The 26071-nt window shown below is 36.0% G+C and carries 21 protein-coding genes and 1 tRNA gene; 10 read left to right on the forward strand and 12 right to left on the reverse strand.

Going from position 1 to position 26071, the window contains the following annotated elements:
• A partial coding sequence (locus tag ACFINH_RS05080) for a phage late control D family protein (RefSeq protein ID WP_375632314.1) occupies nt 1–875 on the forward strand: 875 nt, incomplete at its 5' end.
• The gene (locus tag ACFINH_RS05085) at nt 832–2295 is read left to right on the forward strand and encodes a replicative DNA helicase (RefSeq protein WP_375632315.1); all 1464 of its coding nucleotides are present in this window, start codon (nt 832–834) and stop codon (nt 2293–2295) included. The genes ACFINH_RS05080 and ACFINH_RS05085, both read left to right, overlap by 44 nt.
• Nucleotides 2296–2509: 214 nt before the next feature.
• Here ACFINH_RS05085 and ACFINH_RS05090 read toward each other — a convergent pair.
• Nucleotides 2510–2586 (reverse strand) — tRNA-Met (locus ACFINH_RS05090).
• Nucleotides 2587–2750: 164 nt separating this feature from the next.
• On the opposite strand from ACFINH_RS05090, the gene ACFINH_RS05095 reads away from it, so the two are divergent.
• Nucleotides 2751–3707 carry a Gfo/Idh/MocA family protein gene (locus tag ACFINH_RS05095; RefSeq protein WP_375632351.1) on the forward strand — a complete coding sequence of 319 codons (957 nt, stop codon included), beginning with the start codon at nt 2751–2753 and terminating at the stop codon, nt 3705–3707.
• A gap of 49 nt (nt 3708–3756) precedes the next feature.
• The gene (locus ACFINH_RS05100; protein ID WP_375632316.1) at nt 3757–4875 is read left to right on the forward strand and encodes a DegT/DnrJ/EryC1/StrS family aminotransferase; all 1119 of its coding nucleotides are present in this window, start codon (nt 3757–3759) and stop codon (nt 4873–4875) included.
• A 324-nt stretch (nt 4876–5199) separates the two neighbouring features.
• Here the strand turns inward: ACFINH_RS05100 and ACFINH_RS05105 are convergent, their stop codons facing one another.
• Genes ACFINH_RS05105 through ACFINH_RS05115 form a run of 3 tightly spaced genes read right to left on the reverse strand, consistent with a single transcriptional unit; the run spans nt 5200 to nt 6466 of the window.
• A complete protein-coding gene (locus tag ACFINH_RS05105) occupies nt 5200–5466 on the reverse strand; it encodes a hypothetical protein (RefSeq protein ID WP_375611955.1) in 267 nt (88 codons plus the stop codon).
• Nucleotides 5456–5842: a hypothetical protein gene (locus ACFINH_RS05110; protein WP_375611956.1), complete on the reverse strand. Its 387-nt coding sequence runs from the start codon at nt 5840–5842 to the stop codon at nt 5456–5458. Before ACFINH_RS05110 ends, ACFINH_RS05105 begins: the two co-directional genes overlap by 11 nt.
• A gap of 27 nt (nt 5843–5869) precedes the next feature.
• Nucleotides 5870–6466 (reverse strand): DUF1134 domain-containing protein, encoded by a 597-nt coding sequence (locus ACFINH_RS05115; RefSeq protein WP_375613340.1) that lies wholly within the window; start codon nt 6464–6466, stop codon nt 5870–5872.
• Between the two features lie 214 nt (nt 6467–6680).
• Between ACFINH_RS05115 and chpT the strand changes: the two genes are divergently transcribed.
• Nucleotides 6681–7319 (forward strand): histidine phosphotransferase ChpT, encoded by a 639-nt coding sequence (gene chpT, locus ACFINH_RS05120; RefSeq protein ID WP_375632317.1) that lies wholly within the window; start codon nt 6681–6683, stop codon nt 7317–7319.
• Between the two features lie 223 nt (nt 7320–7542).
• Here chpT and ctrA read toward each other — a convergent pair whose 3' ends face one another.
• Nucleotides 7543–8244 (reverse strand): response regulator transcription factor CtrA, encoded by a 702-nt coding sequence (gene ctrA, locus ACFINH_RS05125; protein ID WP_273790819.1) that lies wholly within the window; start codon nt 8242–8244, stop codon nt 7543–7545.
• 563 nt (nt 8245–8807) lie between these two features.
• Here ctrA and ACFINH_RS05130 point away from each other — a divergent pair.
• Nucleotides 8808–9194 (forward strand): flagellar export protein FliJ, encoded by a 387-nt coding sequence (locus ACFINH_RS05130; protein WP_375606932.1) that lies wholly within the window; start codon nt 8808–8810, stop codon nt 9192–9194.
• 139 nt (nt 9195–9333) lie between these two features.
• Here the strand turns inward: ACFINH_RS05130 and ACFINH_RS05135 are convergent, their stop codons facing one another.
• On the reverse strand, nt 9334–9609 hold the full coding sequence (locus tag ACFINH_RS05135) for a DUF1153 domain-containing protein (RefSeq protein ID WP_273790817.1): 276 nt from the start codon (nt 9607–9609) through the stop codon (nt 9334–9336).
• A gap of 390 nt (nt 9610–9999) precedes the next feature.
• Between ACFINH_RS05135 and mnmA the strand changes: the two genes are divergently transcribed.
• Nucleotides 10000–11223 carry a tRNA 2-thiouridine(34) synthase MnmA gene (mnmA, locus tag ACFINH_RS05140; protein ID WP_375621388.1) on the forward strand — a complete coding sequence of 408 codons (1224 nt, stop codon included), beginning with the start codon at nt 10000–10002 and terminating at the stop codon, nt 11221–11223.
• A 280-nt stretch (nt 11224–11503) separates the two neighbouring features.
• Here mnmA and ACFINH_RS05145 read toward each other — a convergent pair whose 3' ends face one another.
• The gene (locus ACFINH_RS05145) at nt 11504–12313 is read right to left on the reverse strand and encodes a TrmH family RNA methyltransferase (RefSeq protein ID WP_375632318.1); all 810 of its coding nucleotides are present in this window, start codon (nt 12311–12313) and stop codon (nt 11504–11506) included.
• 764 nt (nt 12314–13077) lie between these two features.
• Here ACFINH_RS05145 and ACFINH_RS05150 point away from each other — a divergent pair.
• Nucleotides 13078–13986, forward strand: coding sequence for a cation diffusion facilitator family transporter (locus ACFINH_RS05150; protein WP_375628783.1), 909 nt, complete (start codon nt 13078–13080; stop codon nt 13984–13986).
• Nucleotides 13987–15278: 1292 nt separating this feature from the next.
• Here the strand turns inward: ACFINH_RS05150 and ACFINH_RS05155 are convergent.
• A complete protein-coding gene (locus ACFINH_RS05155; protein ID WP_375613345.1) occupies nt 15279–16118 on the reverse strand; it encodes a DUF1460 domain-containing protein in 840 nt (279 codons plus the stop codon).
• A 759-nt stretch (nt 16119–16877) separates the two neighbouring features.
• Here ACFINH_RS05155 and ACFINH_RS05160 point away from each other — a divergent pair.
• Nucleotides 16878–18098 carry an MFS transporter gene (locus tag ACFINH_RS05160; protein WP_375613346.1) on the forward strand — a complete coding sequence of 407 codons (1221 nt, stop codon included), beginning with the start codon at nt 16878–16880 and terminating at the stop codon, nt 18096–18098.
• Nucleotides 18099–18968: 870 nt separating this feature from the next.
• Here the strand turns inward: ACFINH_RS05160 and carA are convergent.
• Nucleotides 18969–20165, reverse strand: coding sequence for a glutamine-hydrolyzing carbamoyl-phosphate synthase small subunit (gene carA, locus ACFINH_RS05165; protein WP_375632319.1), 1197 nt, complete (start codon nt 20163–20165; stop codon nt 18969–18971).
• Between the two features lie 259 nt (nt 20166–20424).
• Here carA and ACFINH_RS05170 point away from each other — a divergent pair, with 259 nt between their 5' ends.
• The gene (locus ACFINH_RS05170; protein ID WP_375609255.1) at nt 20425–20877 is read left to right on the forward strand and encodes a GatB/YqeY domain-containing protein; all 453 of its coding nucleotides are present in this window, start codon (nt 20425–20427) and stop codon (nt 20875–20877) included.
• A gap of 676 nt (nt 20878–21553) precedes the next feature.
• On the opposite strand, the gene ubiC is transcribed toward ACFINH_RS05170, so the two are convergent.
• The 3 genes from ubiC to ACFINH_RS05185 form a co-directional block, all read right to left on the reverse strand.
• Nucleotides 21554–22060 (reverse strand): chorismate lyase, encoded by a 507-nt coding sequence (ubiC, locus tag ACFINH_RS05175; RefSeq protein ID WP_375611966.1) that lies wholly within the window; start codon nt 22058–22060, stop codon nt 21554–21556.
• 1155 nt (nt 22061–23215) lie between these two features.
• Nucleotides 23216–23467, reverse strand: coding sequence for a GlsB/YeaQ/YmgE family stress response membrane protein (locus ACFINH_RS05180; RefSeq protein WP_375611967.1), 252 nt, complete (start codon nt 23465–23467; stop codon nt 23216–23218).
• An 855-nt stretch (nt 23468–24322) separates the two neighbouring features.
• Nucleotides 24323–26014 carry a Na/Pi cotransporter family protein gene (locus ACFINH_RS05185; protein ID WP_375611968.1) on the reverse strand — a complete coding sequence of 564 codons (1692 nt, stop codon included), beginning with the start codon at nt 26012–26014 and terminating at the stop codon, nt 24323–24325.
• Nucleotides 26015–26071: the final 57 nt, after the last annotated feature.

Below are 26071 nucleotides of genomic sequence, written 5' to 3' on the forward strand. Positions count from 1 at the left end.
ATTTAGAGGTTCCACAAACGGGCAACGCTCTCCAGGTGATCTTTGGTTATGAGAACAGCATCAGTGCATTTATGGGGTGTTTTGTTGTCGAATCAGTTGTAAGTTGTGGGGGCAGTGATGGAGAGATTTTGCGCCTTTGTGGCAAAAGTGCCTCGATGCGTAAAGAGCTCAAAGAACAGGTGAGTGAGCATTTTGATCACAAAACTGTTGGTGAGATTGTTGAGACACTTGCCAAACGCCATGGCTATCAAGCAAAGGTTAGTCCCCAGTTCACCACACAAACTTTGCCTTATGTGATTCGTACAGATCAATCGGCTGTTGATTTTTTAACCCGCCTTGCCGATCGCATGCGGGCACGTTTTTTGATCAAGGACAATAAGTTTTTGTTTTTAAGCGGGGACAATTTACCAGCACTCGACATCCATAAGCATGACTGTTCTAACTGGGAATTCACGTTAGAGCCACGCACGCAATATGGCACCATTGAAGCTTCTTATTTTGATCGCTCAAAAGGGCAGCAATGCCAAGTCAAACATCAGACAGGGTTTAGCGGTCCCGTGCGGCGTTTACGGACTTGTTACACTTGTGAGGAGGAAGCACGAGCTGCTGCTGCTTCCGAGTCGGACAGGTTGTGTTGTGCTGTGGGCAGTGGTTCTTTGACCCTTGAGGGACGCCCTGAAATCATGGCGGATCAACCTCTCATCCTTCAAGGGTTTCGTGGGCAAATCAATGGGCCATGGAAAGCTGCAACCGTCACCCACCGCTATGAAAAACAAAGCGGATACACAACAGAAATCACACTCGAGGCACCAAACAAGGGAAAAGAAAGCAATGAGAACATCAAACATGCTAAAAACAGAAAATCCAAGAGATAATTTTGCTTCTTCTTTTCGTCAACTTCCCCATAATATTGAAGCGGAACAGGCATTACTTGGAGCAATCCTGATTAATAATAATGCACTCGATCGCGTTTCAGACTTTCTCAAAGCAGAACATTTTTTTGAAACGCTACACCAAAAGATCTTTGAGATTGTCTTACAAATTATTCAAAAGGGTCATCTTGCAAACCCCATTACAATCAAGCCCTATATCCAAATGGAAGAAAAAGTTGGAGATATTACTGTATACCAGTATGTTGTTCGCTTAGCCACAGAGGCAGTCACTATTATTAACACTGAAGATTATGGACGCGTCATTTACGATCTTTTTATCCGCCGGTCTTTGATTAATCTTGGCAATGAAGTTGCCAATACAGCTTTTGATGCGCCTCTGGAGTTCACACCTTCCCAACAAATTGAAACGATTGAAAATCAATTATTTGAGTTAGCCGAAAAAGGCAAATATGGGGGCGGGTTTGAAAACTTTAATACAGCCATTGCAAAAGCACTTAACATGGCAAGCGCTGCAAAAAAGCGTTCTTCAAAACTCTCAGGGATAGCTACCCATATCAAAACCCTTGATGAAAAAATGGGAGGATTACAAGCATCTGACTTAATTATCCTTGCAGGGCGCCCTGGTATGGGGAAAACCTCTCTGGCGACCAATATTGCTTTTAATATTGCCAATGCTTGCAAGCGTCATGATAACAGCCAAGCCAATGAAGGGGGTATAGTAGGATTCTTCTCACTTGAAATGTCATCCGAACAGCTTGTAACTCGCATTATCTCAGAACAAATAAAGGTTTCTTCTTCTGATATGCGTCGTGGTAATATCTCAGAAGAGCAATTTACCAACATCATTTACGCAATGCGTTCCTTACAAACAATCCCTCTTTATATTGATCAAACAGGTGGTGTATCCCTTGCACAATTGTCCGCCCGTGCAAGGCGTCTCAAACGACAACATGGTCTAGATGTCTTGATTATCGATTATATCCAACTCATGACAAGCGGTTCAAAGCGTTCATTAGAAAATCGCGTTCAAGAAATTACAGCCATTACCACCGGATTAAAAGCACTTGCAAAAGAACTCAATATTCCCATCATTGCTCTGTCACAACTTTCGCGTCAAGTTGAAAACCGAACCGATAAACGTCCACAACTCTCCGATTTACGTGAATCTGGTTCAATTGAGCAAGATGCCGACATTGTGCTGTTTGTTTATCGTGAAGAATACTATCTCAAAAATGAAGAACCAAAAGAAGGCACTGCTGAGTATAGCAAATGGCAAGAGGCAATGGAGCAAGCCAAGGGTAAAGCCGAGGTTATTATAGCAAAACAACGCCATGGTCCGACAGGAATCGTTCCCCTTGCCTTTCAACCCGACTTTACATGCTTTAGTGATTTGGAAAAATAGGAGCAGAAAAATGCGTTAAAGAGAGCTTTAAATATCCTTTGAAAGGCATTTGAAGACCCTTTGAGAACATCTTTAAAACTCTTTGAGAAAAAATAAATTGGTACAAAACCTAGTGGCAAAATATACAAAACCCGCTGGCAAGCTACACCGCTGGCAAGCTACAAAGCTACAAACAAGCTACAGTTGGTAAGCTACACACACAACAAAAAAGTAATGGTAGCGGAGGAGGGATTTGAACCCCCGACACAAGGATTATGATTCCTCTGCTCTAACCTACTGAGCTACTCCGCCAAAATAAGCAATCATAATTGTCAATAATTACATCTTTTGCGGATATAAGGGGTAGAATAGTAAGATGTCAAGCGTCGTTTTTAAGCTTTTCTCTTGTCATTCTATTTTATCCTCGATATGTAAAAGTGTAATTTTCATATGATAAAGTAAGGTAAGGCATGAAAATGGTGCCACGTGTAGCGGTTTTAGGATGCGGTCATTGGGGTGAAAATCATATACGGACACTCCACTCTCTCGGGGCTTTAGCAGCAGTTTCTGATATTGATAATGATCGTGCTGCTAGTTTTGCAACACTGTATGGTGTAGAGGTTATTACACCAGATGATCTTTTTACTCATCGAGATATTGATGCGCTGGTATTAGCGTTGCCGCCACAATTGCATACGCAAAATGTGCTCCGTGCTGTTAAAAATGGTAAAGATGTTTTGGTGGAAAAACCAATAGCCTTGAATGTTTCTGATGCTAAACGCCAAGTTCAGGAGGCTGAGGCCTATGAGCGAGTTTTTATGGTGGGCCATATTTTGCGTTTTCATCCAGCTTTTGAAAAAATGTGTGAATTGGTGAAAAACGGAGATGTGGGAGATGTGCGATATATTTATTCTCATAGATTAGGCTTTGGAAAATTTCACACACACAGTGATGCTTTATGGGATCTTGCCCCTCATGATCTTTCAATGATTTTGGCGTTGACAGGATGTGAACCTTCCGAAATTCGCGGTGAGGGGGCTGCTGTCGTTGATCAGATTTCTGATTTTTCTCATATTCATATGATTTTTCCAAATGGCGTGCGTAGTCATCTTTTTACTTCACGCTTGAGTTCTTATCGTGAGAGGCGTTTAACTGTTGTTGGAACAAAGGCTATACTCGTTTTTGATGATATGGAACCGTGGAGTCGTAAATTGGCAATGCACCATTTTGCCGTTTGGAAAGAAAATCAAGAGTGGGCTTTTAGCATGGATGAGCTGAATTATATTGATGTTTGTGAAGATTTGCCGCTTACTTGCGAATTACGGCATTTCCTTCATTGTATTGAAACGCGTCAATCACCTCGTACAAATGGTGATGATGCTATTGCGGTTTTACGGATTTTAACAGCTGCTGATGTCAATTATGATAGATAAAAGAGATAGGTAGCGTTTTTGCATTCTTGTGATGATCAATGGAGTTAATATGCAATTCATCGACCTTGGGGCGCAGCGTGCGCGTATTGAAGATAAAATTAATTCTGCAATTGCGCATGTAGTCGCTAGTGGTAAGTATATTTTGGGACCAAAAGTAACAGAATTTGAAGAGAAATTGGCAGAATATCTTGGCGTTAAACATGTGATTGCATGTGCTAATGGAACAGATGCTTTGAAGATGCCTCTTATGGCTAAAAATATTGGTCTAGGGGATGCTGTTTTTTGTCCTAGTTTTACATTTTCAGCAACGGCTGAAGTGGTTGCTTTGGTGGGGGCTGAACCTGTTTTTGTCGATGTTTTACCTGATACATTCAATATTGATGTTGAAAAACTTTCTCACGCTATCGAAATGGTAAAAAAAGAGGGACGTCTAAAGCCAAAGGCTATTATTGCCGTTGATTTATTTGGGCTTTCTGCTGACTATATGCAAATTGCTCAAGTGGCTGCAAAGGAAAATCTTTTTGTAATTGAAGATGCTGCTCAATCTATGGGGGGGAGAAGCGATAATACTATGTGTGGTGCTTTTGGTGATGTGGCTGCTACAAGTTTTTATCCTGCAAAACCATTAGGATGTTATGGTGATGGAGGCGCTATGATGACCAATGATGATCATTTTGCAGAACTTTTACGCTCTATTTTGTTTCATGGTAAAGGTGAAACGCAATATGACAATGTACGTATTGGTATGAATTCGCGCCTAGATAGCATTCAGGCTGCAATTTTACTAGAAAAGTTTGCGATTTTTGAAGATGAAATGGAAAAGCGTGTAGAAATTGCTCAACGCTATTCCAATGGCTTAAGAGATATTGTTACAGTTCCAGAAATAGGAGAAAATATTCGTTCTGCTTATGCACAATATACGATTAAGGTAAAAGAACGGGATAAATTAAAAGATTTTTTACAAAAAAATTCTATCCCTACAATGATTTATTATAAAACTCCTTTACATCAACAGCCAGCTTATAAACACTTCCCTTATGTAAAAGATTCCCTTTCTGTTTCAGAGTCTTTAGGAGAGTGTGTTTTAAGTTTACCAATGCATCCTTACTTGACACAAACGGATCAGGATATGATTATCAAAAAAATAAGAGATTTTTATCACTCTTGAGAGCGTGTTTTTATCCTTAAAATTATGGTCAAAGCTTTATTGGTGATCCATCTTAGAAGGTATTTTTTGTTAGAGTGTGTGGCCAATGTTTTGGTATTATTTCCTTTCTAGGACCTATGAAATGTTGTCCTTTAGAGCGGTGATATGATTAGAAAGTGAAGCTTCTAGACAAGAAGATATTTTTTAACAGAACGGTATGGGCTAAGAAACTTTGTCCTTTAGCTTAGCAAAAAAGTCACGTTTAGTAAAAAGGATTTGGGTTATGAAAGTTACAATGAACCTTTGTTGATTTTACTCTTCATTTAAGGTGTTTTAAAAGATAACTTATTTAACAGGGCTTTTGGAGAGAAAAGTTATTTTTTGGCGAATACGTGATGCTAGGTCATTTTTGCTTTTGGATTTTTGAATCAATGTGTTGATGGGTGATGTATTCCCCTCTTGTAGCGCTATTTGAGCTGCCAATGTTGCTGCAAGTTCTTTTGTTTCTTCTCGGAGTTCTTCTAGCAATTGGTGGTTAGCGGTCGTGTCCAGCTCATGAGTTTGGATTTTTTGTAAGCGTTGCTGATAGTGTGCGACTTTTTCACGCATCATTTGTCTTTCCTTTGGAAGTGTGTAGTGTGGCGATATTTTGTTTGATTGCTATCGCTTCTTTGGTGAGAGTATCTTTTGTGGGGAGGCATAGCCGATAAAATTGTTCTGTTACTTGGCTCAGTTGTATTTTTTGTTGGACATATTTTTTTTGCAAAAATTCGTACTTTTGTTGGTTGTTTGCTAATTCTACAGCATGTTGTGCACGAAGAAAATCGTGATTTGCTTCTATTTCCGCGAGTGATAATGGCATTTTCGCACAAACATCTTTATACGCAAAATGAACGGCTTTACGCCAAATAAAAGGAGATAAAAGCACCAGTAACCAGGAAGTGAAAGCAACTCCAAGTATAAAAAAAAGAAATGATTGAATAAGCATAATACCCCTTTTCAAATAAGAAACCGTTTAAAACGGATTCCATGTCGGTCTATGTGTTAATTTTAAATATCCTATATTGATACCAAGGCGTGCGCCGACTCCTGTACGTATTGGGATTAACAAGGTATTATGGTATTTTAGGACATGAAAACCAACACCTGCAATTAAATAGGCCGAACCTGAAATACCACCATAGCGTCTCCATAAATTATTTATGCCATTAAGATTGTAAACTAAGATCATTAAACGGGAGCCTTGGCCGCCAAAATCCCATCCTACTGAGGGACCTTGCCAAAAAACTTTATGTTGACCATAGCTTTTGGTAAAAACCATTCCTTCGCCATAGGTTAATCCAGCAAAAAAGGCACCAGAAGCTTCTTCTCCTAAAATATAGGCATTGGGATAACCGTATTTTGAAAAAATATTTTGAATTGCAACAGCCAGACCACTGGCTGTTTTTCCAAAAAAAATATGACCAGAATCAATAATTTCTTGGAGTGAATAATGAGGTTCGTTTTGCTCTATTGGTTTTAGTCGAGCTTGTGTAGTGTTTATGGTGATGAATAAAAGGAAGATTAAAGATATAATATTTTTGTACCAGTATTTGAGCAGAGAGAGAGCCATGGAGTTTTCTCCTTTTATTAGTGATAAACAAAAAGATAATATTAGAAATTTCATTCTATTCAAATAAAAAATAAGATATAAGGTTATTTAAATTCTTGAATTTATTTCTGAATTTTTTAGCATGATTGTTAATGTTTCCTATTATGCATCAGATGTTAAGAGTTTTTCTTTAAAATAAAGTTTGTTTTTTTGAATCTAGGAGTTTTCAATCATTATGACGTTAGATATTTCTTTGAAACCTATGGATCTTGCTGCTTTGCTTTGTAGTCGTATTTGCCATGATTTGATTTCACCTGTGGGGGCTATTCAAAATGCAATGGAGCTTTATGATGAAGGAGGAGCTGAAGAAGATGCTTTACAATTGGTGCGTTTATCTGTTGCGAGTGCTGCTGCACGTCTACAATTTGCGCGATTGGCTTTTGGTTTTGCTGGTGCAAGTGGAGGACAAATAGATACACGGACTGCAGAGCAGGTTGCTCAACAATATATGAAAGAAGAAAAAGCAACTTTAAAATGGCAAGCTTCTTCTTTATTGTTAGAAAAAGATGAAGTTAAACTTTTGCTTAATTTATTATTGATTGCAAACGCAACAGTTTCTCGTGGTGGTGAAATTGTTGTTATGATTTTGCAAGAAGAAAATAAACGTTCTTTTCGATTTGAGGTTTTCGGTAGAACTCTCCGTATACCCCCTCATTTTCTTGCGTTATTTCGTGGAGAAGTTCAAGAAGAGCTTATTGATGCACATGTCATCCAATTTTATTACACAATGTTACTTGCTCAGATGACAGAGATGAAAATAAATATTGATGAAAGTGATGGTTGTATTGTTTTAGAAAGTGTAAAAAAGCTTTGAATAAGAGAGAAGCGCTTAAGCTGTGTTGGGAAAAGTGGCTTCGATTGAACTTATGAGCGATAAGGTTATATGTGTAAATTGGGTGTGGTTACTTCTTAAGCTTTAAGCGCTTTCTATATGAGATTTTTAGTGTGCGAGTTCTCTACTTTTAACAGAGAAAAGATCTCGGGAAAAAATCTCGGCCCGCTACACTCCGAGATTTTACAATGTGCATGTTCACTGCTTAAGCGGTTTTTCGTACGTTCTCTTCAACTGGATCACGTAATACATAACCACGTCCCCAAACTGTATCAATGTAATTTACACTGGAAGAGACTGCTTCCAATTTTTTCCGCAATTTACAAATAAAAACATCGATAATCTTTAGTTCTGGTTCATCCATTCCACCATAGAGATGATTGAGAAACATTTCCTTGGTAAGGGTGGTACCTTTGCGTAAAGAGAGAAGCTCTAACATTTGGTATTCTTTACCGGTTAAGTGAACAGGGCGCCCTGCAACTTCGACAGTTTTTGTGTCAAGGTTAACGGTGAGATCTCCGGTAACAATAACCGATTGTGCATGTCCTTTTGAACGACGAACAACTGCATGGATACGTGCAATGAGCTCATCCTTATGAAAAGGCTTCGTCATATAGTCGTCTGCTCCAAAGCCAAAACCACGAACCTTGTCTTCAATGGCATTCATACCAGAAAGGATTAGGACAGGAGTTTTTATTTTTGCCAACCTTAGAGTCCGCAAGACATCATACCCTGACATGTCAGGCAAATTCAGATCAAGCAAAATGATATCATAATCATAGAGTTTTCCTAAATCGATACCTTCTTCACCCAGATCAGTGATATAAACATTAAAGTTAGCCGACTTTAACATCAACTCAATGCTTTGAGTAACTGCTCTATCATCTTCAATTAATAATACGCGCATTTTAGATCCCTCACTTTGCTCCTTCACGAATCATAAGGAGCATTTCTATTTTATATCAGTTAGCAAAACCACTGTTATAAAAACAATTCATTAAATCAAACACTTATAACAAAGCGTTTATGAACATTTCAGTAGTACGCGTAACAATCACTACTAAATTCCCCACTATCCATGATAGTGGTTAACAAAATATTTTTATTTTTGAAAGAGGCTACAAAATTATTTTAGAAAAATCCTATATTTTTTAACATAATAAAAAAGGAGAGCTTTTTCTATAAACTTTAACTTAAAAAAATTTGTAAAAGAGCTTTATAAATTACTTTTTTACAATTTCAGTGTTTATTTACTGAGCTTTAAACCTCTTCAGTTTATAATGGGGGAAAAGTTAAAGAAATAGTTATTGCTCTTTAAAGCAGATTGTATTTTCAGATGCTTTAATGCAAGGCAAAAATTATTATAATTTCAAGTTAATAGACTGTTTTTGTCGGATAGATATATAACTAAGAGATATTTATTGGGTGTGAATGCGAGTTTTGAGTTGGCGCAATCAAGGAGTAGTGAGTATGAAGCCACGAGAAAATATGGTGCGATTGAGGATGTTTCAAGTGCGTGGAAAGCGCCGTGAAATTGCACAGCTTGAGATGATGATCGCAGAATTTGAACGAATGGTGTTAGAGTTGGAAGCACAGATTACTCATGAAGAACGTAAATCTGGAAACAATGATGTTCACCATTTTGCTTATTCTGCTTTTGCGCGTGCAGCGCGGCAAAGACGTGATAATCTGATCAATTCAATTCGTGATTTAGAACTTCAAAAAACAAATGCTGAAATTGCTCTCCATGAAGCTAATACAGAGCTGCAACGTGCACAGCTTTTGGAAGCACGAGAAAAGAAGATTGCTGCGGATGATAAGGATATTTTGATTCAATCTAATTCAATGGTTGGCTAATTTAATGGCTGGATGATAAAAGCAATTATTGAAAAATCCATTCTTTCAGGTTTATCTTTTGGATATAGTATAAAACAGCCAAACTTTTATCAAGTTTGGCTGTTTTATAGATTGCTTTATGTTATTAATCAATGGCAACTTAATGCCTGTAGTGTTGAATCTTGGTCGTTCGTAATCCCGCTAAACCGTGTTCATCGATTAAACTTTGCCATGAAAGAAATTCTTCTACAGTCAAAGTATAACGGTGGCACGCTTCGTCAAGACTTAACAATCCACCTCTGACAGCCGCAACAACTTCAGCTTTGCGACGAATCACCCAGCGCCGTGTTGTTTGCGGCGGTAGGTCGGCAATTGTAAGCGGACTTCCATCTGGCCCAATAACATATTTCATTTGTGTTTTTATCAAGTTGCTCATTCGTATCCTCTACCTTTAGTCAAGGACTTGATTCGTTTATAGAGCATGAAATTTAAAAAAGAGCTAAAAGCGCTGAAAGAAAAAATTAATAAAGTGATTGGGTATGTAAAAAGAAGCTCAAGTTGAAGTGTGTAGAAGAGATTCTTGCAATATTTTACCGGATTTTTCAAAAGAGAAAAAAGGTTTTCTCCTAAACGATTACCATTATGCCTTATTTCCATCATTCTTTTTTTGTTTGCAGCAGCTTTTAAGAAAGTAATGCCTATGGTTGTGGAAAGGATAAAAAAATAATATAAAGACAATTAATCGTGTAAAAGTGCTAAAGAGCGTGCATCAGAATGTCAACATATGGCTAGCCATTAAACAGAGCATTAAATAGAGAATGAATACATGTTTTTAAACAGTCTTGATTTACCAGGACAACCTGAGGATTCTCGCATTGTTGTTGCAATGTCGGGGGGGGTTGATTCATCGGTTGTTGCAGGTCTTTTGAAAAAGGAAGGGTATAATGTTATTGGCATTACGTTGCAGCTTTATGATCATGGGGAAGCAACGCATCGGGTGGGGGCGTGTTGTGCAGGACAAGATATTGAGGATGCACGCCGCGTTGCAGAAACACTAGGAATACCGCATTATGTTCTTGATTATGAAAAGCGCTTTCGCGAAGCTGTTATTGATCCTTTTGCAGAAAGTTATGCTCATGGAGAGACCCCAGTACCATGTATTGCATGTAATCAAACGGTTAAGTTTGCTGATTTATTAGCAACGGCACGCGAATTGGGGGCGGATGCTTTGGCTACGGGACATTATATTCGTTCGCGTTCCAACGGAGCGCATCGAGCACTCTTTCGTCCTCTCGATAATGATCGTGATCAGAGTTATTTTCTCTTTGCAACGACACAAGAACAGATTGATTATTTGCGTTTTCCACTTGGTGACCTTCCAAAAGCCCGCGTTCGTGAAATGGCAGCAGAAATGGGCTTTGTGGTTGCCAATAAGCATGATAGTCAGGATATTTGTTTTGTTCCACAAGGAAAATATTCAGATGTTATCGCAAAACTGCGTCCAGAAGCAGCTAATCCTGGCGTTATTGTCCATATTGATGGAAAGATTTTAGGTAAACATTCGGGAATTGTTAATTATACGGTTGGTCAACGTCGTGGTATTGGGGTGTCAACGGGTGAAGCGCTTTATGTGGTTTATCTCGATGTGGAAAATGCACGTGTTATTGTTGGACCGCGTGAAATGTTAGAAACGCATAAGCTTTTTTTACGTGATGTGAATTGGCTTGGTGATGAGTCGTTAGATAATTTCCCTTCTCAAGGTATTGAGGTGGCTGTAAAGGTGCGTTCAACGCGTCCTCCTCACCTTGCGCGCTTACATTATAAAGAAGGTATTTTTTCCGTTGATTTATTGGAATGTGAAAATGGTGTGGCACCAGGGCAAGCTTGCGTTCTTTATGATGGAAATGGTCATGAGGCGCGTATTCTTGGGGGAGGATTTGTAACACATTCAGAACGTGCAGCTGATACTGAAATGATGTTGAAGCGCGTTTTATGCAATCTCGAAACAAAAGATCCTGTTTCCTCAGAACTAAAAACAACAGCTTTATAAAGCATAGTAAATTGATTTATAATGATATTTTTTAATCTTAAACTTGAATGAGAGACTTCCGGAAGATTTTCTCATTGAAAGTTTGTTTTATGATTGAATCCATCAAAATTATATCTTCTGCACGTCATAAGCGGGGTTAGGGTGTGGAAAGTGATGATAAAGAAAATGTAAAAATGTTTTTTATCAATGCTTTCAAAGGCTAGGGAACGGCAATATTATTGGAGACTGGTAGATAACATACAACATTGGGTATGTTCTATAACTTGAAGTGTTATCATCTTTAGTGGTCAAAGTTGGTAAAATGAGCAAGTGCAATACCTGAGGCTGTGGCAACATTAAGGCTGTCAAAACCGTCAGTCATGGGAATACGTAAGGTGTTTGATTGTTGTAGTATGTGGAGTGGTAAGCCATTGCCTTCTGTTCCAAAAATAAGTGCTATTCTTTTGCTTTTGTTGGCTTGTTTGAGAGTGTGTGAGGCAGAAGGGGAGAGTGCATAAAGATGAAAGTTTTCATCGTTTAGAGCAGCTATAATGTCATCTATATCAGCGTTTTGCGTATAGGGTACTTTTAAAGCAGCGCCGGCAGACACTCTTATTGATTTGCGATAAAGTGGGTCGCATGAGGTTTTGTCGACAATAATGCCATTACTGGCAAAGGCTGCTGCATTACGAAAAATTGATCCCATATTATCGTGATTCGAGATACCACATAAAACAAGAATCAAAGCTTTTTCTGGAAGATGTTGTAAAAAACTTTGTAAAGATGGCAGTATTTTGCGTTTACCAATACCCAGAACACCACGATGAACATGGAAGCCGGTGATATTATCCATAACTTTTTGTGGAACGCAATAAATGGGACATAGGGGCTGTGTTTTTTCTAAAAGCGGTAGAAGTCCAGAGAGACGGTTTGCTACGATGAGCAGTGAGATGGCAGAAAACTCTTTTGAGTGTAGTAATGCGGACAATGTTACTTTGCCTTCAGCAATAAATTGATGTTGCCGTCCAACAAGATCTTTTTCACGGATATTATGATAGGCTTTTAGGCGTGAATCATCTGTTTCATTGATTGTTATGATATTCAAATGCATGCGAGATTTTTAGTGCTTTTCTCTTATGATTTCCAGATGTTAGAATTTGTTTTATTTAAAAAGAAGAGATAAAAAAATATTTTTTAAAACTTATGGTAGAATTTATGTTGACAATATACAACCATAGGTATAATGTAAAAATACTGATACGGAATCATATATTTTTCTTGTATCGGGTGCAGTGTCTTGGGTCCCCGCTATTTCCCAAGTTCTGTATGCCCTTAATTTCTAAGGGAAAAGAATCTGGGTCCCCAATGCCCAGATTCTTTTTTTTGAGGGTAATCATTGTTCTTCTTTTTATATCTAAATTTTTAGTAAATCATATTTTAAAATCCTATTGACCTGTAAGATTACCGTAGAGCGCTAAGATATTTTTTCTAAGGTGCAAAGATGGCTTATAGATGGGTTATAATGCACATCATAAGACTGAAAAATAATGCATGATCATGATAGATTTGAGCAAAAACAAGTTTTTCGTTTATGAGAAGTGAGATGGCTTTAAGTTATTCAGAAAACGATTAATAATGAAGGTTATGTGTTTGATTGCTCTTGGGAAAACTCTTCTTTCTATTATTTTCTCTCTTCTTTATTTATTGGTGCTGTTCGTGTAACTGAGCAGTTTTTACGATAATAATGGTGAGCTGAGGCGTTTATTGTATGATGAAGCTTCTGTAATATTGAGGAAAGATCGTCGTTATGCCAAAAGTATAATGATATGGTTGAAAATATTAATTCCCTATTTCGTGAAGAAAAGGATGAGGTTCATGGATGTAAAAATCAATATACAAAGCTTAACTTTATACTCTATTTTTATTGCGTGTATTGTTTTTGCTTTGAAATATTGGGCATATCACATCACAGGTTCGGTTGCACTTTATTCTGATGCATTGGAATCAATCGTTAATATTCTTGCGTCATTAGCAGCATGGTGGGCTGTTAAAGTGAGTATGAAGCCAGCAGATCATGATCATCCCTTTGGGCATCATAAAGCGGAATATTTTTCCGCAATTCTTGAAGGGGTACTCATTATTATTGCGGCAATTGTTATTTTAAGAGAAGCATGGATAGCTCTTTCTACCGTTAAATTGTTGCAGAAGCCTGGAATATGGCTTGCTATTCATCTTATTGCAACTGTCATAAACTGTATGTGGGGAATGGTTCTTATTGGGCAGGGAAAACTCCATCGCTCACCGGCTCTTAAAGCTGATGGAGTACATTTTATAACTGATGTTTTTACGTCGCTTGCAATTTTAATTGGTTTGATTGCTGGTTTTGTCGGAGGATGGGGAGCTTTAGATCCAATTTTAGCGATAATCGTTGCCGTTAATATTCTCTTACAGGGCTGGAAGGTGATTAGAAGTGCTGTTCAGGGATTAATGGATGTTGGCGTTGAATTGAATGAAAGCATGCGGATTCGGGAGCTGATTTCTGCAAATGCATCGGGTGCGCTTGAGGTCCATGATTTGCGGACGCGTGTTGCTGGGAGGGTTACTTTTATAGAGTTTCATTTGGTTGTGCCTGCTATAATGCAGGTAGGAGAAGCACATAAAATTTGTGATAAAATCGAAGCTGTTCTTCAAAAAGAATTTGATAATGTGCGTATTTCTATTCATGTCGAGCCTGAAGATGAGGCAAAATTGCCTCCTGGTACAACGGTGATCCCTTTTATATAAAAAGATTTTTTCGAATTGTCTGTTATGTTATAAGGGCTGTTTTTTATGATGGAGCGATTCATACCTCTCGAAAATACGATGATGCTCTTTTGTTGATTTTATTTTTGCATCAATCAAGTATACAAGGTTAAACAGAGTATTTAAGGCAAGATTTATTCTATTTCGTTAAAACACTGTCATTTAAGGTGTGGTGAGATAAGGCATATAAAATTTGATCTATTAAGTGTTTTTAGAGTATGAAGTAAATATTCAAAATAGGACTTACCGCTGTATTCTTTTGTAAGTGAATCTCATGAAATGATTAGCAGCTTAAATCCATTTAAGAAAACGGATTGTTTACAGACTGTTGGGAGTAGATGTTTCGTCTCTTAGGGCGAAGAGGAGTGAAGCCTTCGTAATAAGTTTAATGAGATTTAATTATAAATTTTATATAAAAGTTATGAATAGGGTTTTAAATTTTGTGATCATAGATTAATCATCATTATTGTTGCTAATAAATGTATTGTTTTATCGATACAATGGATTCTGTTTAGAGTGTTCTTTATTGCATGAAGGATGGGGACTCATTAAAGAATGAAAAAAAATAATGCTCATGTCTCTACTCTTTGAAGGATATTATTGTCGTTGCTGTAGAAAATCGCAAAGCTGAACTAAAGAATGATGCTAAAGATAGAAACTGGTTTTAATTGATGCTTTCATATTTTCATTCCAATCTGGCATCAAAATTTTACAAGGACTCGTACAGTATTGGTGCATCCTAATCATAAATATGCTTCTACATTAGAGCTATTTTAATTGATAGACAATAACAAAAAGCAAAGACTTTATAAGGAAAACAATGCTATAAAGTCAAAAATTTATATGCAATAAATTAGAGAGGTAGATTGAATTTTTATAAAATACTTTATGAAACAACACCAAACATATCTGGCTTTACTTTTACTTATTTTTACAAACGTTCGTTTGTGTTTTTTGCGTTATATTCGTAAAGATCAGATTAGCGGTAATCTAAAGATAACTCTTGGTTGAGAATATGAAAGGAAAGCGTGATACTATAATAGAGTCTTTTCTGTCTTTAATCTTTCAACCAGTAAAAGTGATTACAAATCCGTGATTTCTCCAAAAATGATTTTGTCATACCTATAAACAAAGTTAGATCAAAACGACTTTTTTCTCTTAAAACTGTAAACAAATATATTATATCCGTATAGCTTGAACGAAGTTAGATGTTTACCTGAATAACGACAGTATATATTTTAAGAATAGAGAAGATATTTCATATCGCTATGATGTTATTCAAGAGCTCTTAAAACAATGATTCCTGGTGTTTTTTCAACATAATTCATAAAAGGAGAATCAACGACTTTTTCGTTTTCTTTTCGTGAAGAAGCATTTCTTAACATTGGCCCTTTATCTGTCATGATAAAGAAGCCCACATGTGTTACATCCAATCCAGCAAGTTTCGTATAAATACCAATGAAATCACCAGACTGTAAACGACCTATAACCTCCTCATTAATAAAGTTACTTGGAATATACGTTATCGTGCGTTTCACAACTGGCAACCCAGGTAGATAGCTTTCACCATCAGCTTTTTTGTTGAGATATTTTTCTATTTTTACCGCATGGGGACTTATTTCAGCGGTAATATCAGTGGCGAGTTTATATTCTCTATAAGCCCAATCTGTAAAAAAATGTTTCCGATTTAAAAAATGAACATTACCGTTAATATAACGTGTTTTTATGACGTTATTTATGAATTCTGTTTGGGATGTTGATTTGCGCAATGCTTCAACATAATCCAGATAAGTGAAGCAATCTAAGCCTCTAAAGTCAATAATCAGTTTTTCTGGTGTATTTTCTGAGCCATGTAACATATTTGCTTGGTAAGGTGTCCCTAAAAAAGCTTCAGAAAGAAAGTCAATTAGTGCCCCTTTTTCCTGATAATTTGTTTCTGAACGTTTTTTGAGAAGAGTATTTAATTTATTTAGAGTATAGGGATCTAGGTTTACGTTGGTTGTTTGTTGTGTTTTTATTTTATTTTCTAAAATACTCTCTTGTGAATCAGAATCCTGAACATCACATCCTGTTACCAACATTAATATGAGAATTAATAGGGATATTTTTCGCATTTTATACACCATTTTTGAATTAAAAATTCATGATGAACTATTTCTAAAAGTGCTATTTTTTTAAATGCTTATCATGTTCATCTTTAGATTTAATGCTAGCATATAATCATTAAGAGTATCAATGAATATAAAGATAAAATAAGGTTCCACAAATTGCAAACGATATGAATCTTTTCTAAGATTATAGAATTAAAGGATTTTTCTCTATAATATACTTATTTTTTAATCAAAATTATTGTCAAATAAATATTTTTAAAAATATGATGAGCTTTTTACGTTGTTAAGCTATTCTGGTGTTGCTGCTTTAACTTTATAGCATATTCTGAGGGTAAGAAAATTTTTTAAGAGTTTATCTTTTAAAAGGTTTCAATTACTATAGTATATCTAACGTATCCAATGGAATTGAGATTCCTGAAAACGGTGGTATGAGAGGGGAAAATGATGTCTGATAAAATTCATCGTAATGTCTCTAAAACTATTGGAAATACTCTGTGTTTCATGAAATTTTGTTCATGAGTTTGTCGCACAAATATTTTGTTCGTATAATGCAAAAAAATTTTTATTCTTTGACAATGAGATAGCAACTAAAGATACACCAATTAAAACGTAATTTTATAGTTTTATCTTGACTCTTACTTAAATTTTTACTTTGTTATTATTTTGTATGTGAAAAGTATACAGTATAGAATACTTTTAAAAGGAAAAGGGAGTTAAAAGAGAGCGGGGGAGTCATTGTATGCGTAAAATAGTGTGTATGTTATGCAAGACCAAATGCTCAATCCGAAATTTGCTCAGCGTGGGCTCATTTTAGTGTTCATCACTTTATTGTTAGATATTCTTTGTATTGCGATCATTTGTCCTGTTTTGCCTGAGTATTTTTCTCAATTAACTGGAAAAGAGGTCAGTACATCTTTTGTAGAAAGAGGAAAATTACTTGCAGCTTATTCAGTGATGCAGTTTTTGTTTGCTCCTGTTATTGGCAATCTCTCTGATCGTTATGGTCGTCGTCCTATTTTGCTTCTCTCTATTATCTGCTTTGCTCTTGATAATCTCATATGTGCTATAGCATGGAGCTATTCTATGTTATTTATCGGGCGTCTTTTGTCAGGGATAAGTGGCGCTAGTTTTGCAACTTGTACAGCTTATCTTGCGGATATATCTGATGATAAAACCCGTACACGCAATTTTGGTCTGTTAGGCATTGCATCCGCATTGGGGTTTATTTTAGGATCGTTTATTGGTGGTTTTTTAGGTCAGTTTGGTCCGCGTATTCCGTTTTATTTTGCTGTTGGTTTTTCACTCATTAATTTTATTTTTTCTTGGGTTATGCTTCCAGAAACCCTTTCTTTATGGAATAGGCGCTTTTTTGATATTAAGCGGGCAAATCCCTTAGGTGCTTTTTGGCATCTGAAACAATACCCGATGGTTCTTTGGGTGTTATTGGTCTTTTTTCTTTATTGGTTTGCGGAATCTGTATGGTTAAGCATTTGGGCTTTCATTGCAAAAGAACGCTATGATTGGAGTTCTTTTTCTATTGGACTCTCCTATAGTATTTTTGGGATAGGCCAATTTATTGTAGTCGCTCTCATTTTGCCTTATTTTTCTAAACGATGGAGTGATTGGCATATTGTTATAGTGGGGCTTTTGTTTGCCTCCGTTGCTATGCTGGGCTATACATTCGCGACGCAGGGGTGGATGGTTTATATGGTTTGTGCGTGTACAATGCTTGAATATCTTGTTCATGCACCTATACGTGCGATTGCTTCAGCGCAGGTACCGACAAATGTCCAAGGAGAACTGCAAGGAGCGATGACATCTGTTATTTCGTTGAGTTTAACATTTGGTTCTGTTTTTTATGTGTTTCTTTTTGAATGTTTTACAGATAAAAATGCACTGTTTTATTTTTCTGGTGCTCCTTTTGTTGGAGGCTTTTTTCTTCTTGTCGTTGCGACAGTTATTTTTGCCTTGCGGGTACGTTAATTTGTTGAGAGGGGCTGATACGTACTATTTTGCTAAAGAATGCACAAGATAAACAAAATGTATCATTTTATAGGCAGAAAGTTTTTTGTGATATTTGTTTCACAAAGTGTTGTATAAAATATCGATATATCCTTCTCATTTAGTAAAAATAATTTTTTTATTTTGTGATATTGTTTGTAGAGGGGGAGTCCGTATTTTTTCTATTGCTTGCAAATTAATATCCAGTGCTAATGCAGCAGCATATTGAAAACAAAGATTAAAACGTATCTGAGTTAGATGTATCAGTATTGTATGAACAATTCCAAATTTTATATGGCAAATTGGAAGTAAAATATTGCTTATATTTGTTGGCATCACTTCTGGAATCGAAAGAAAACCTCATTTTGGAAGAATATAAAGTTGTAAAATTGAAAAGATGTTTTCTGTTTTGCTATTACTTTTTTATTCGGCTTTACAGTTTTCAAAACCATCTACGGCAATATCTTTTAAAAAGTAGAGATTTGTTGCATTGTCTCACACTTTAATTTTTTTATTCTTTAGGAGGAGTTATGCTTCTCATGCACAATAGAATGCTTAAAATTGTATTGTGAATCAAATGCTTATTTGAAGTTTAGACACTTTACTCTTTTTAAAAATAGTTTTTATCGATACACTTACCTTGCTTGGGGGGAGAAGCCAATGATTTTGATGGATACGACCTTAAGAGAAGAGGAGGGAGAAAAATTTAAGTTATTCAGTGCGCTCTTTTTAGTTTTAGAATGATCAATAAGAATATTTATTCAATAAGTTGTAGGTATAAAAATAATATAATTGTGCGTAGGAAGATGATATAATTTAAAGGAGAGAAGTTAAAAGGTGAGGCTTTTTATTTTAAGATATTTTTTTATAATTCATAATGAGATCACTAAAATGCTGAAAGAGGTAGTGGCTATCTTGTGGTCCAGGAGAAGCTTCGGGGTGATATTGAACAGAAAAAACAGGTTTTCCAATGATTCGAATACCACAGTTTGAACCATCAAAGAGAGAAATATGTGTTTCTTGAACATGTTGTGGTAAAGAGGAAGAATCTACGGCAAAACCGTGATTCATCGATACAATCTCAACTTTTCCAGTGTTAAGGTCTTTAACTGGGTGGTTGGCACCATGATGTCCTTGGTGCATTTTCACGGTCTTTGCACCAACCGTAAGAGCGAGAAGTTGATGACCAAGACATATTCCAAAAATTGGTAAATTATGATCAATTAATGTTTTGATTGTTGGAATGGCATATTGAGCCGTAGCTGCGGGGTCTCCTGGTCCATTAGAAAGAAAAACGCCATCAGGGTTCATTGCCAGAATTTCTTTTACAGTTGTGTGAGCAGGCACAACAGTAATGCGTGCTTTTTGTGTTGCCATAAGGCGAAGAATATTACGTTTAATACCGTAGTCAATTGCAATGATATGAAGATTGTGCACATTGTTTGTACCGTATCCTTTATTCCAACTCCATGGTTTTTCATTCCATTGCATTGATGATTGAGATGTCACGTCTTTCGTAAGGTCAAGATTGACGAGACCTTGCCATTTTTGCGCACGTTTCTTTAAAGAAGGAATATCAAAGTTTCCATTAGCATCGTGTGCAATGACAGCATTTTGTGCACCTTTTTCACGAATAAGAATTGTGAGTGCACGTGTATCAATACCACAAAGTGCAATAATTTTACGCGTTTTAAGCCATTGATGAAGATTTTCATTGGATCGATAATTTGAGGGATGTGTAATGTCTGCTTTGAAAATAGCGCCAACAGCACCATGACAATTGAGAGGAGAGAGATCTTCAATATCTTCGCTATTTGCCCCTACATTTCCTATATGAGGAAAAGTAAAATTAACGATTTGTTGTGTGTATGACGGGTCTGTGAGGATTTCTTCATAGCCTGTGATGGCGGTGTTAAAACACACTTCAGCTTCAGCGATACCTGTAGCACCTGCTCCTTTGCCTTCAATAACGGTTCCATCTGCTAAGACTAAGAGGGCTGTCGGTTTTTTGATACTCCAAGGGTGGCTGGGTGAAGTCGCTTGTATCATAGTATGTATCCACAATTTATTCTCTGAAAGGTATAATGATCAACTTTACACAAAAATCATACCTTTAGCAGATGCTGTGTATATTATTCTGGTAACGTTTCGCTTGAAATAGGCAGTATAAGTACATTCCATGAAGAGGTAAAGTCTTGTTTTAGCTTTTCGAAGATCGAGTCCTTAATTATTTTTTTATTCTCCATTGCAAGATGGATAAAGATTGGTTAAAAGGCATCTTCTTCTTGAACAAAAATTGGATAAATTTATGTTGCGTAACCAGATTGATGGGGCTCTTAGGGCTGCTTTGAAAGCGCAAGATAGTGCGCGTCTTGCTACACTTCGTTTAATGAATGCTGCAGTTAGGGATCGTGATATTCTTTATTATGATGAAGGGAAGCTAGAAGTGGATGATCAGCAGATACAGTCTGTTTTCACTAAAATGCTTCAACAGCGTGAAGAATTGATGCGAGCCTATAAAGAGTCTGGTTGCTTGGAATTGGCAGAGAGAGGACAAGCAGAAATAGAAGTTATTCGTGAATTTCTTCCCTATCAACTTAAGGAGATGGAAGTAGAACAGGTTCTTTGTGAAGCTTTGGCACAAACAAAGGCAGAAAAATTACGCGATATCGGTAAGGTGATGGCATGGCTTAAGGAACGGTATGCGGGGCAAATGAATTTTTCTAAAGTGTGCAATAGTCTTCGTAAGAAATTGCAATAGATCTTGTTAATTCAAGGGGGGTGGAAAATGTTTTTTATTGTGCGTCGCCTTTGTAAATCAGTAGGATGTTGATAAATGTCATTTATCTTGTACATACATACTATTATCAAAAAAATAACTTTTTGATATCAACTAAACTTTTTGGGCTCTCATAGAGCAATGAAATATCTTTTATGTATTATATTTTTCTGTTCTTCAAAGCTGTTAGACCATTAAAAAACAAAAAGATTATAGAGTTTTTACTTTTTTAAAAAGATTTATTGTCAGCACTGTTAAAAATTTTAAAACAGAATGATTAAGCTAATTGATACAGATTTCCAATTTTGGGGAGTGTATTATTGTCTTTTTTGCTGTTTCAAAGCATTTGTTTGATAAAGAGTTACCATATTTAGAGTAGTGATTATTCAGCAAAAAATTTAAACGTAGATGGTTTTATCAATATGGTGTGTATCTTTTTAATTCAAGTGCTGGTTTTAATGATAAGAAAATCAGAACTTTAAAACGTTTTTTCTAGGGGAGACATTTTTAAGCTGAGTTTATGAAATAAAAAGATCTTTTGAAAAGAAGTCTTTGTTTGTAATGTGTTCTTGAGATGATTTTGAAATTCTTTTCTCTGATTAAATCCCTTATAAGCTATATGAAATCTATAAGTTATGCAGAATAAAATGAGTAACCTCTATTTGTGGGGATACAGTGGTGAATCTGTTAAAAATAGTTCAGTTAGCAACAATGGCTTACCCGTTAACCGCAAACGGGAACGGCGTGCCCATAGCGCACCTTGTTGACCAATATGAATGTAATCGCGGGTTAATTTGTCATTGTTAAATAAATAATGTCCTAGAGGTACAGTTCCCAAATGCATCAAGGCTTGATTGTGTAGGAGGGTTTCTTGTGGAATTACAGTGCGTCCAAGGAGCCAAGGTTTATTATCTCCCATTAATATGACTTCGCGTAGCCAATAACGCGCATTTTCGGGGAGATGCTCTGCTTCTTCTGTTAATTTATCTCGCGTAATAAAACATTCACGTTGTGGTTGAACTTGGAGGCAGGTACAATATTTCTTTAATCGAAGCGTCATTGAGCCCGATTCCATGAGCCAATCGCGAACATTTTCTGGTATTGGAGGATTTTGATCAGAAAACCACTTTAGAGGTGGTAAGATGGAATCTTCAAGATCAGACATCGCTTTACTCCACAGCTAAAGTCTTATTCCATATGTTATGTTGGGTTAAATAGATAGCTCTATTGTAATACAAGGAGTATAAAAGCAGCAAGATTTTAACAGGAAGATATCAAAGGGAAAATCGAAAGCAAAGGTTTTTAAAAGAAGATATGCAGGAAGTATATATTATAGGATTTTTTCATTTAAAAAAGCAAAATAAAGTATTATGTTTTGTTCAAAGCGCTTTCACAATGCATTACGGAAATTTCTTTATCGCATGAGAGCAATGGGAAAAATGTTTCGTGCTTTAAAATTCGTTTGTAACGCATATAAAGAAGAGCTAAAAATTCATCTATGCAAGATGATATAAAGAGGAAATTTTAAGAGGAACAAAACTTTATTTTATACTTTAGAAAGAGAAGAGATATTCAAATCTTTTGAATTGAGATGTAAAGGAGATCGTATTCTTTATAATAAATAAGTTTATAGTAATGCATATATTTTTTGCAAAATCTAAAATATATTATATTATTAAAATTTTGAAATATTACATCACATAATGTGTATTAATTTTATAATAAATTTGCATTAATATTATTAATTTTTACTTATATATTTTTATTATTAAAAATAAATTTAAAAAAACACATTATAATTTAATTTTTATATTTATTTTAGATACTATTTTCTTTCATAGATTAGAAAAAATATTTATCATTTTATTCTTGCTGTCTCTCTTTATTTCTTAAGATGCAAAAAAGCTCTTCGAGTTTTCTTGGTAAAAAGGGTGTTGTTGATAGAGTGTATAGGTGTTAAGCATTATACGGTAGAATTTTTAATCATCGTTAGTGATTTTTGTAACCTTATGGGTTGTTATTACAGTGAGATAAGCTGGATTTGCGCACGTGGTACAAAAATAATTCGTATTTTATTAAAGTAACGCAACATATCTCTCCTGATATGCGTAAGTTTATATAGGTATGAAATGGTGCGTTATAAAGTTCTTTACTGCATTTGGTTTTATAATACGGTGATGGTGTATGCCTAAAATCGCAGCTTAAGCATCTCACCATCATATCAAAATTGGTAACAACAAGTTACAGGGGAATATTTTAAACTCTGCTCGTTGTTTCCTAGTTTTGTATTGAATCCCAAAAGGTGTAAAAAATAAATACTCTATGATCGAATTTTTTGTCCTATCCATATAAGAATACAGGCTCCTATAAAACCTGAAATAAGATAGCCAAGCCAACCAGCAAAACTTACACCTAAAAGACTAAAAAGAAAGCTTGCTAGCGCAGCGCCAATAATCCCTAAGATAATATTTAACAATATTCCTGTTTGGCTTTTCATAATATACTGTGCAGCCCAACCTGCAATCCCGCCGATAATAATAGCTGCAATCCAACCTATGTTTGCATTTTCCATGATACCCTCCTTTGCCTGAATTTAAATTGTAACTAGAGTAAACTTTGTAAAAATCAAGGTTTATTCCTTTTTTACCCAGTGGAAAGGATATTTCTGTTAGAGATTTTACTTATTACTTTCCTTTATATTAAAATAATATTCACATTTATATTATATATAATACTTAATAAGTATAAATTATATAATACATTTTAATTTATAAACAAATTAATTAATTGATAAATATGAATAAAAGAAGAAAATATTAGTGAAAATGTTTTAAGAACTCATAAATTGTATTTATAAGCTTTTTAAGCTCTCTCTTAAATTAAAAAAAATTGTGATTAAAGTAATAAGTAAAATGGATATTTAAAAGTTTGGAGCTTGCCAATTGATATCAATGATGTTTGAAATGAAAACTGTTTTGTTGACACGTTATAGCATGGCTGTATAGGTTGAACCTCTACCAATCTTGATATAAATGTTGCATTTTTGTGGGGTTTTGTATTCCTTATAGAGTATTTCTGTTTTGCTGCTACTGTGAAGCGGTTCCCTTTTTACAAGGCGGGTTTAGGTTGGAACTATCATACTCTTGACCTATTCTTTATGTGTTTAACAGTTTTGGCTTTGAGATGGTTAGGCATTTTTACGTCTTTCTTCAAGAGTTCTATTCTACATGCTGCTTTGTTTGTAATGTGCAAGCAAATGACTTTGAGCAATTCATCATGAATAGATTTTAAATGAAAGAAACTTACGATGAAGAAAGCTCATTTAAATTGTCGAATAATAAGATATTTTGACTAAATCAATATCTTGACCATATTCAAAATTGAATAATCGATGTGATGTGTGTTTTATTCAAGTTATTTGAAAAGTTTAAGTTTTTTCTGCTTGTTCTTCAGCAGGGTTGCGTAGACGAGAACTTTGAAGAAGTCCCTGTTCTTCTAAAATGGGGTAGATCATTGAGGTCAAAAGAGAGTTGATTTGTTTGAGGTCGCGCACAGTGTCGAGATGAAGACTGGATGATTCTACATTTTTGAGATCCCCTTCACGCAGACGTTTAAAATGTTTTAAACTCATCTCTTTTTCTAAGTTTCGTAGTTGATCTTTTTTTTGTACCAATAGGTGTGCAGTGTGTGTATCACGTGAGACGAGAACGTTAAATGCTATATGCGCGTTGGCTAGTACAATGGCGTGGAAACGAAGGAGGTCACTCCAGCCCTCGCTGCTGAACTGTAAACCTTTTTGTTGTTTCTTTTTAACCAGCATCAACATATTATGAATAATGATATCGCCTGCTTGGTCTAATTTTATACAGGCACCTAGAAGTTCTTGCGTTTGAAGAGCTTCTTCGTCAGATAATTTTTGTCCCGCTAATCGTGCAAGATAAAGTTTGATGGCGATATGTTTTTTGTCCAATATGGTGTTGAGTTGGTTGAGTTCACGAATAATATTGGGATCAGGCTTTTCATAAAGTCCCATAATTTTTTCTAGCATGATGTCTACAAGATCACAAATATGAATGACTTCACGCATGACATTCGAGAGGGCGAGAGTTGGGCGATCAAGAACACTGTCATCAAGAGCTGTTTGATCGGATAAATTGAGCGTTTTGTCGGCTTGCATTTTTTTTGCACTTATATTCACGATCTGAGTGGTTAATTTTAAAACCCATTTTGAAAGTGGTATTCCAGCAAGGAGAATGAAAACATTAAAAATGATATGGGCGTTGATCACTTGAGTAGGGGCGTTATTGCCAAGCCATGTGATGGGAGGGTGAAAGGAGAGAAATAAGATAAGTATAAGGATTGACCCTGCCCCACGCATGAGTAAATTTCCTAAGGGAACGAGGCGGGTATTAGGAGAGGCGTTGCGCGTTAAAAGTGGTGCTATAAGAGAAGAGCCAAAGTTGACACCAAGAACCATGACAACACAGAGTTGCGTATGGATAAGATCGTAGTTGGCAAAATTGACCAGCAAAATGATTCCTGCAATGGATGAATGTAAGAGGTAGGTTAAGCCAGCAGCCAACAAAAAAGTGGAAATAGGATCGGTTGAAAGATAACGAATGATGCTAGGTAAAATTTCGCTTTCACGTAAAGGTTCTGTCGCGGTACTTATCATCTCTAAAGATAAAATCAAAAGACCAATACCGATGACAATACGTCCTATTTGACGCCATTCACGTTTTTCTGTTGTCATGAAGATACAAGTGCCAATTAAAAGACACAAGGGTACAACAAGAGTGAGGTCATAGGTGAGAATTTTTACAACGATTGCTGATCCTAATTCTCCTCCACGTACAGCCATAAGTCCTGCTACTCCAGAGACAAAACCAGATTCAACGAAAGAGCCAACGAGGAGTGTTATTGCTGTAGAGCTTTGTAAAATCATTGCTGTAAAAAGTCCAAAACTTACGGCAAACAATGGTTTTGAAACGACGTGGCACATTTTATATTTAAGTCTGTCACCATAGGCGCGTTCAACTCCTGTGCGCACCATGCGTGTGGCCCAGAGAAGTAAAGAAATAGCGCCGGCAAGATGAAGGAGTACCAATGAACCATTCATGATACTTTATTCTTTCTTTGTTGTTGTGAATGTGGTTGCCTCAAATTAATAAATTGA

It is taken from the genome of Bartonella sp. AA74HLJMH (genome assembly GCF_042197045.1).
Lineage (GTDB): Bacteria > Pseudomonadota > Alphaproteobacteria > Rhizobiales > Rhizobiaceae > Bartonella.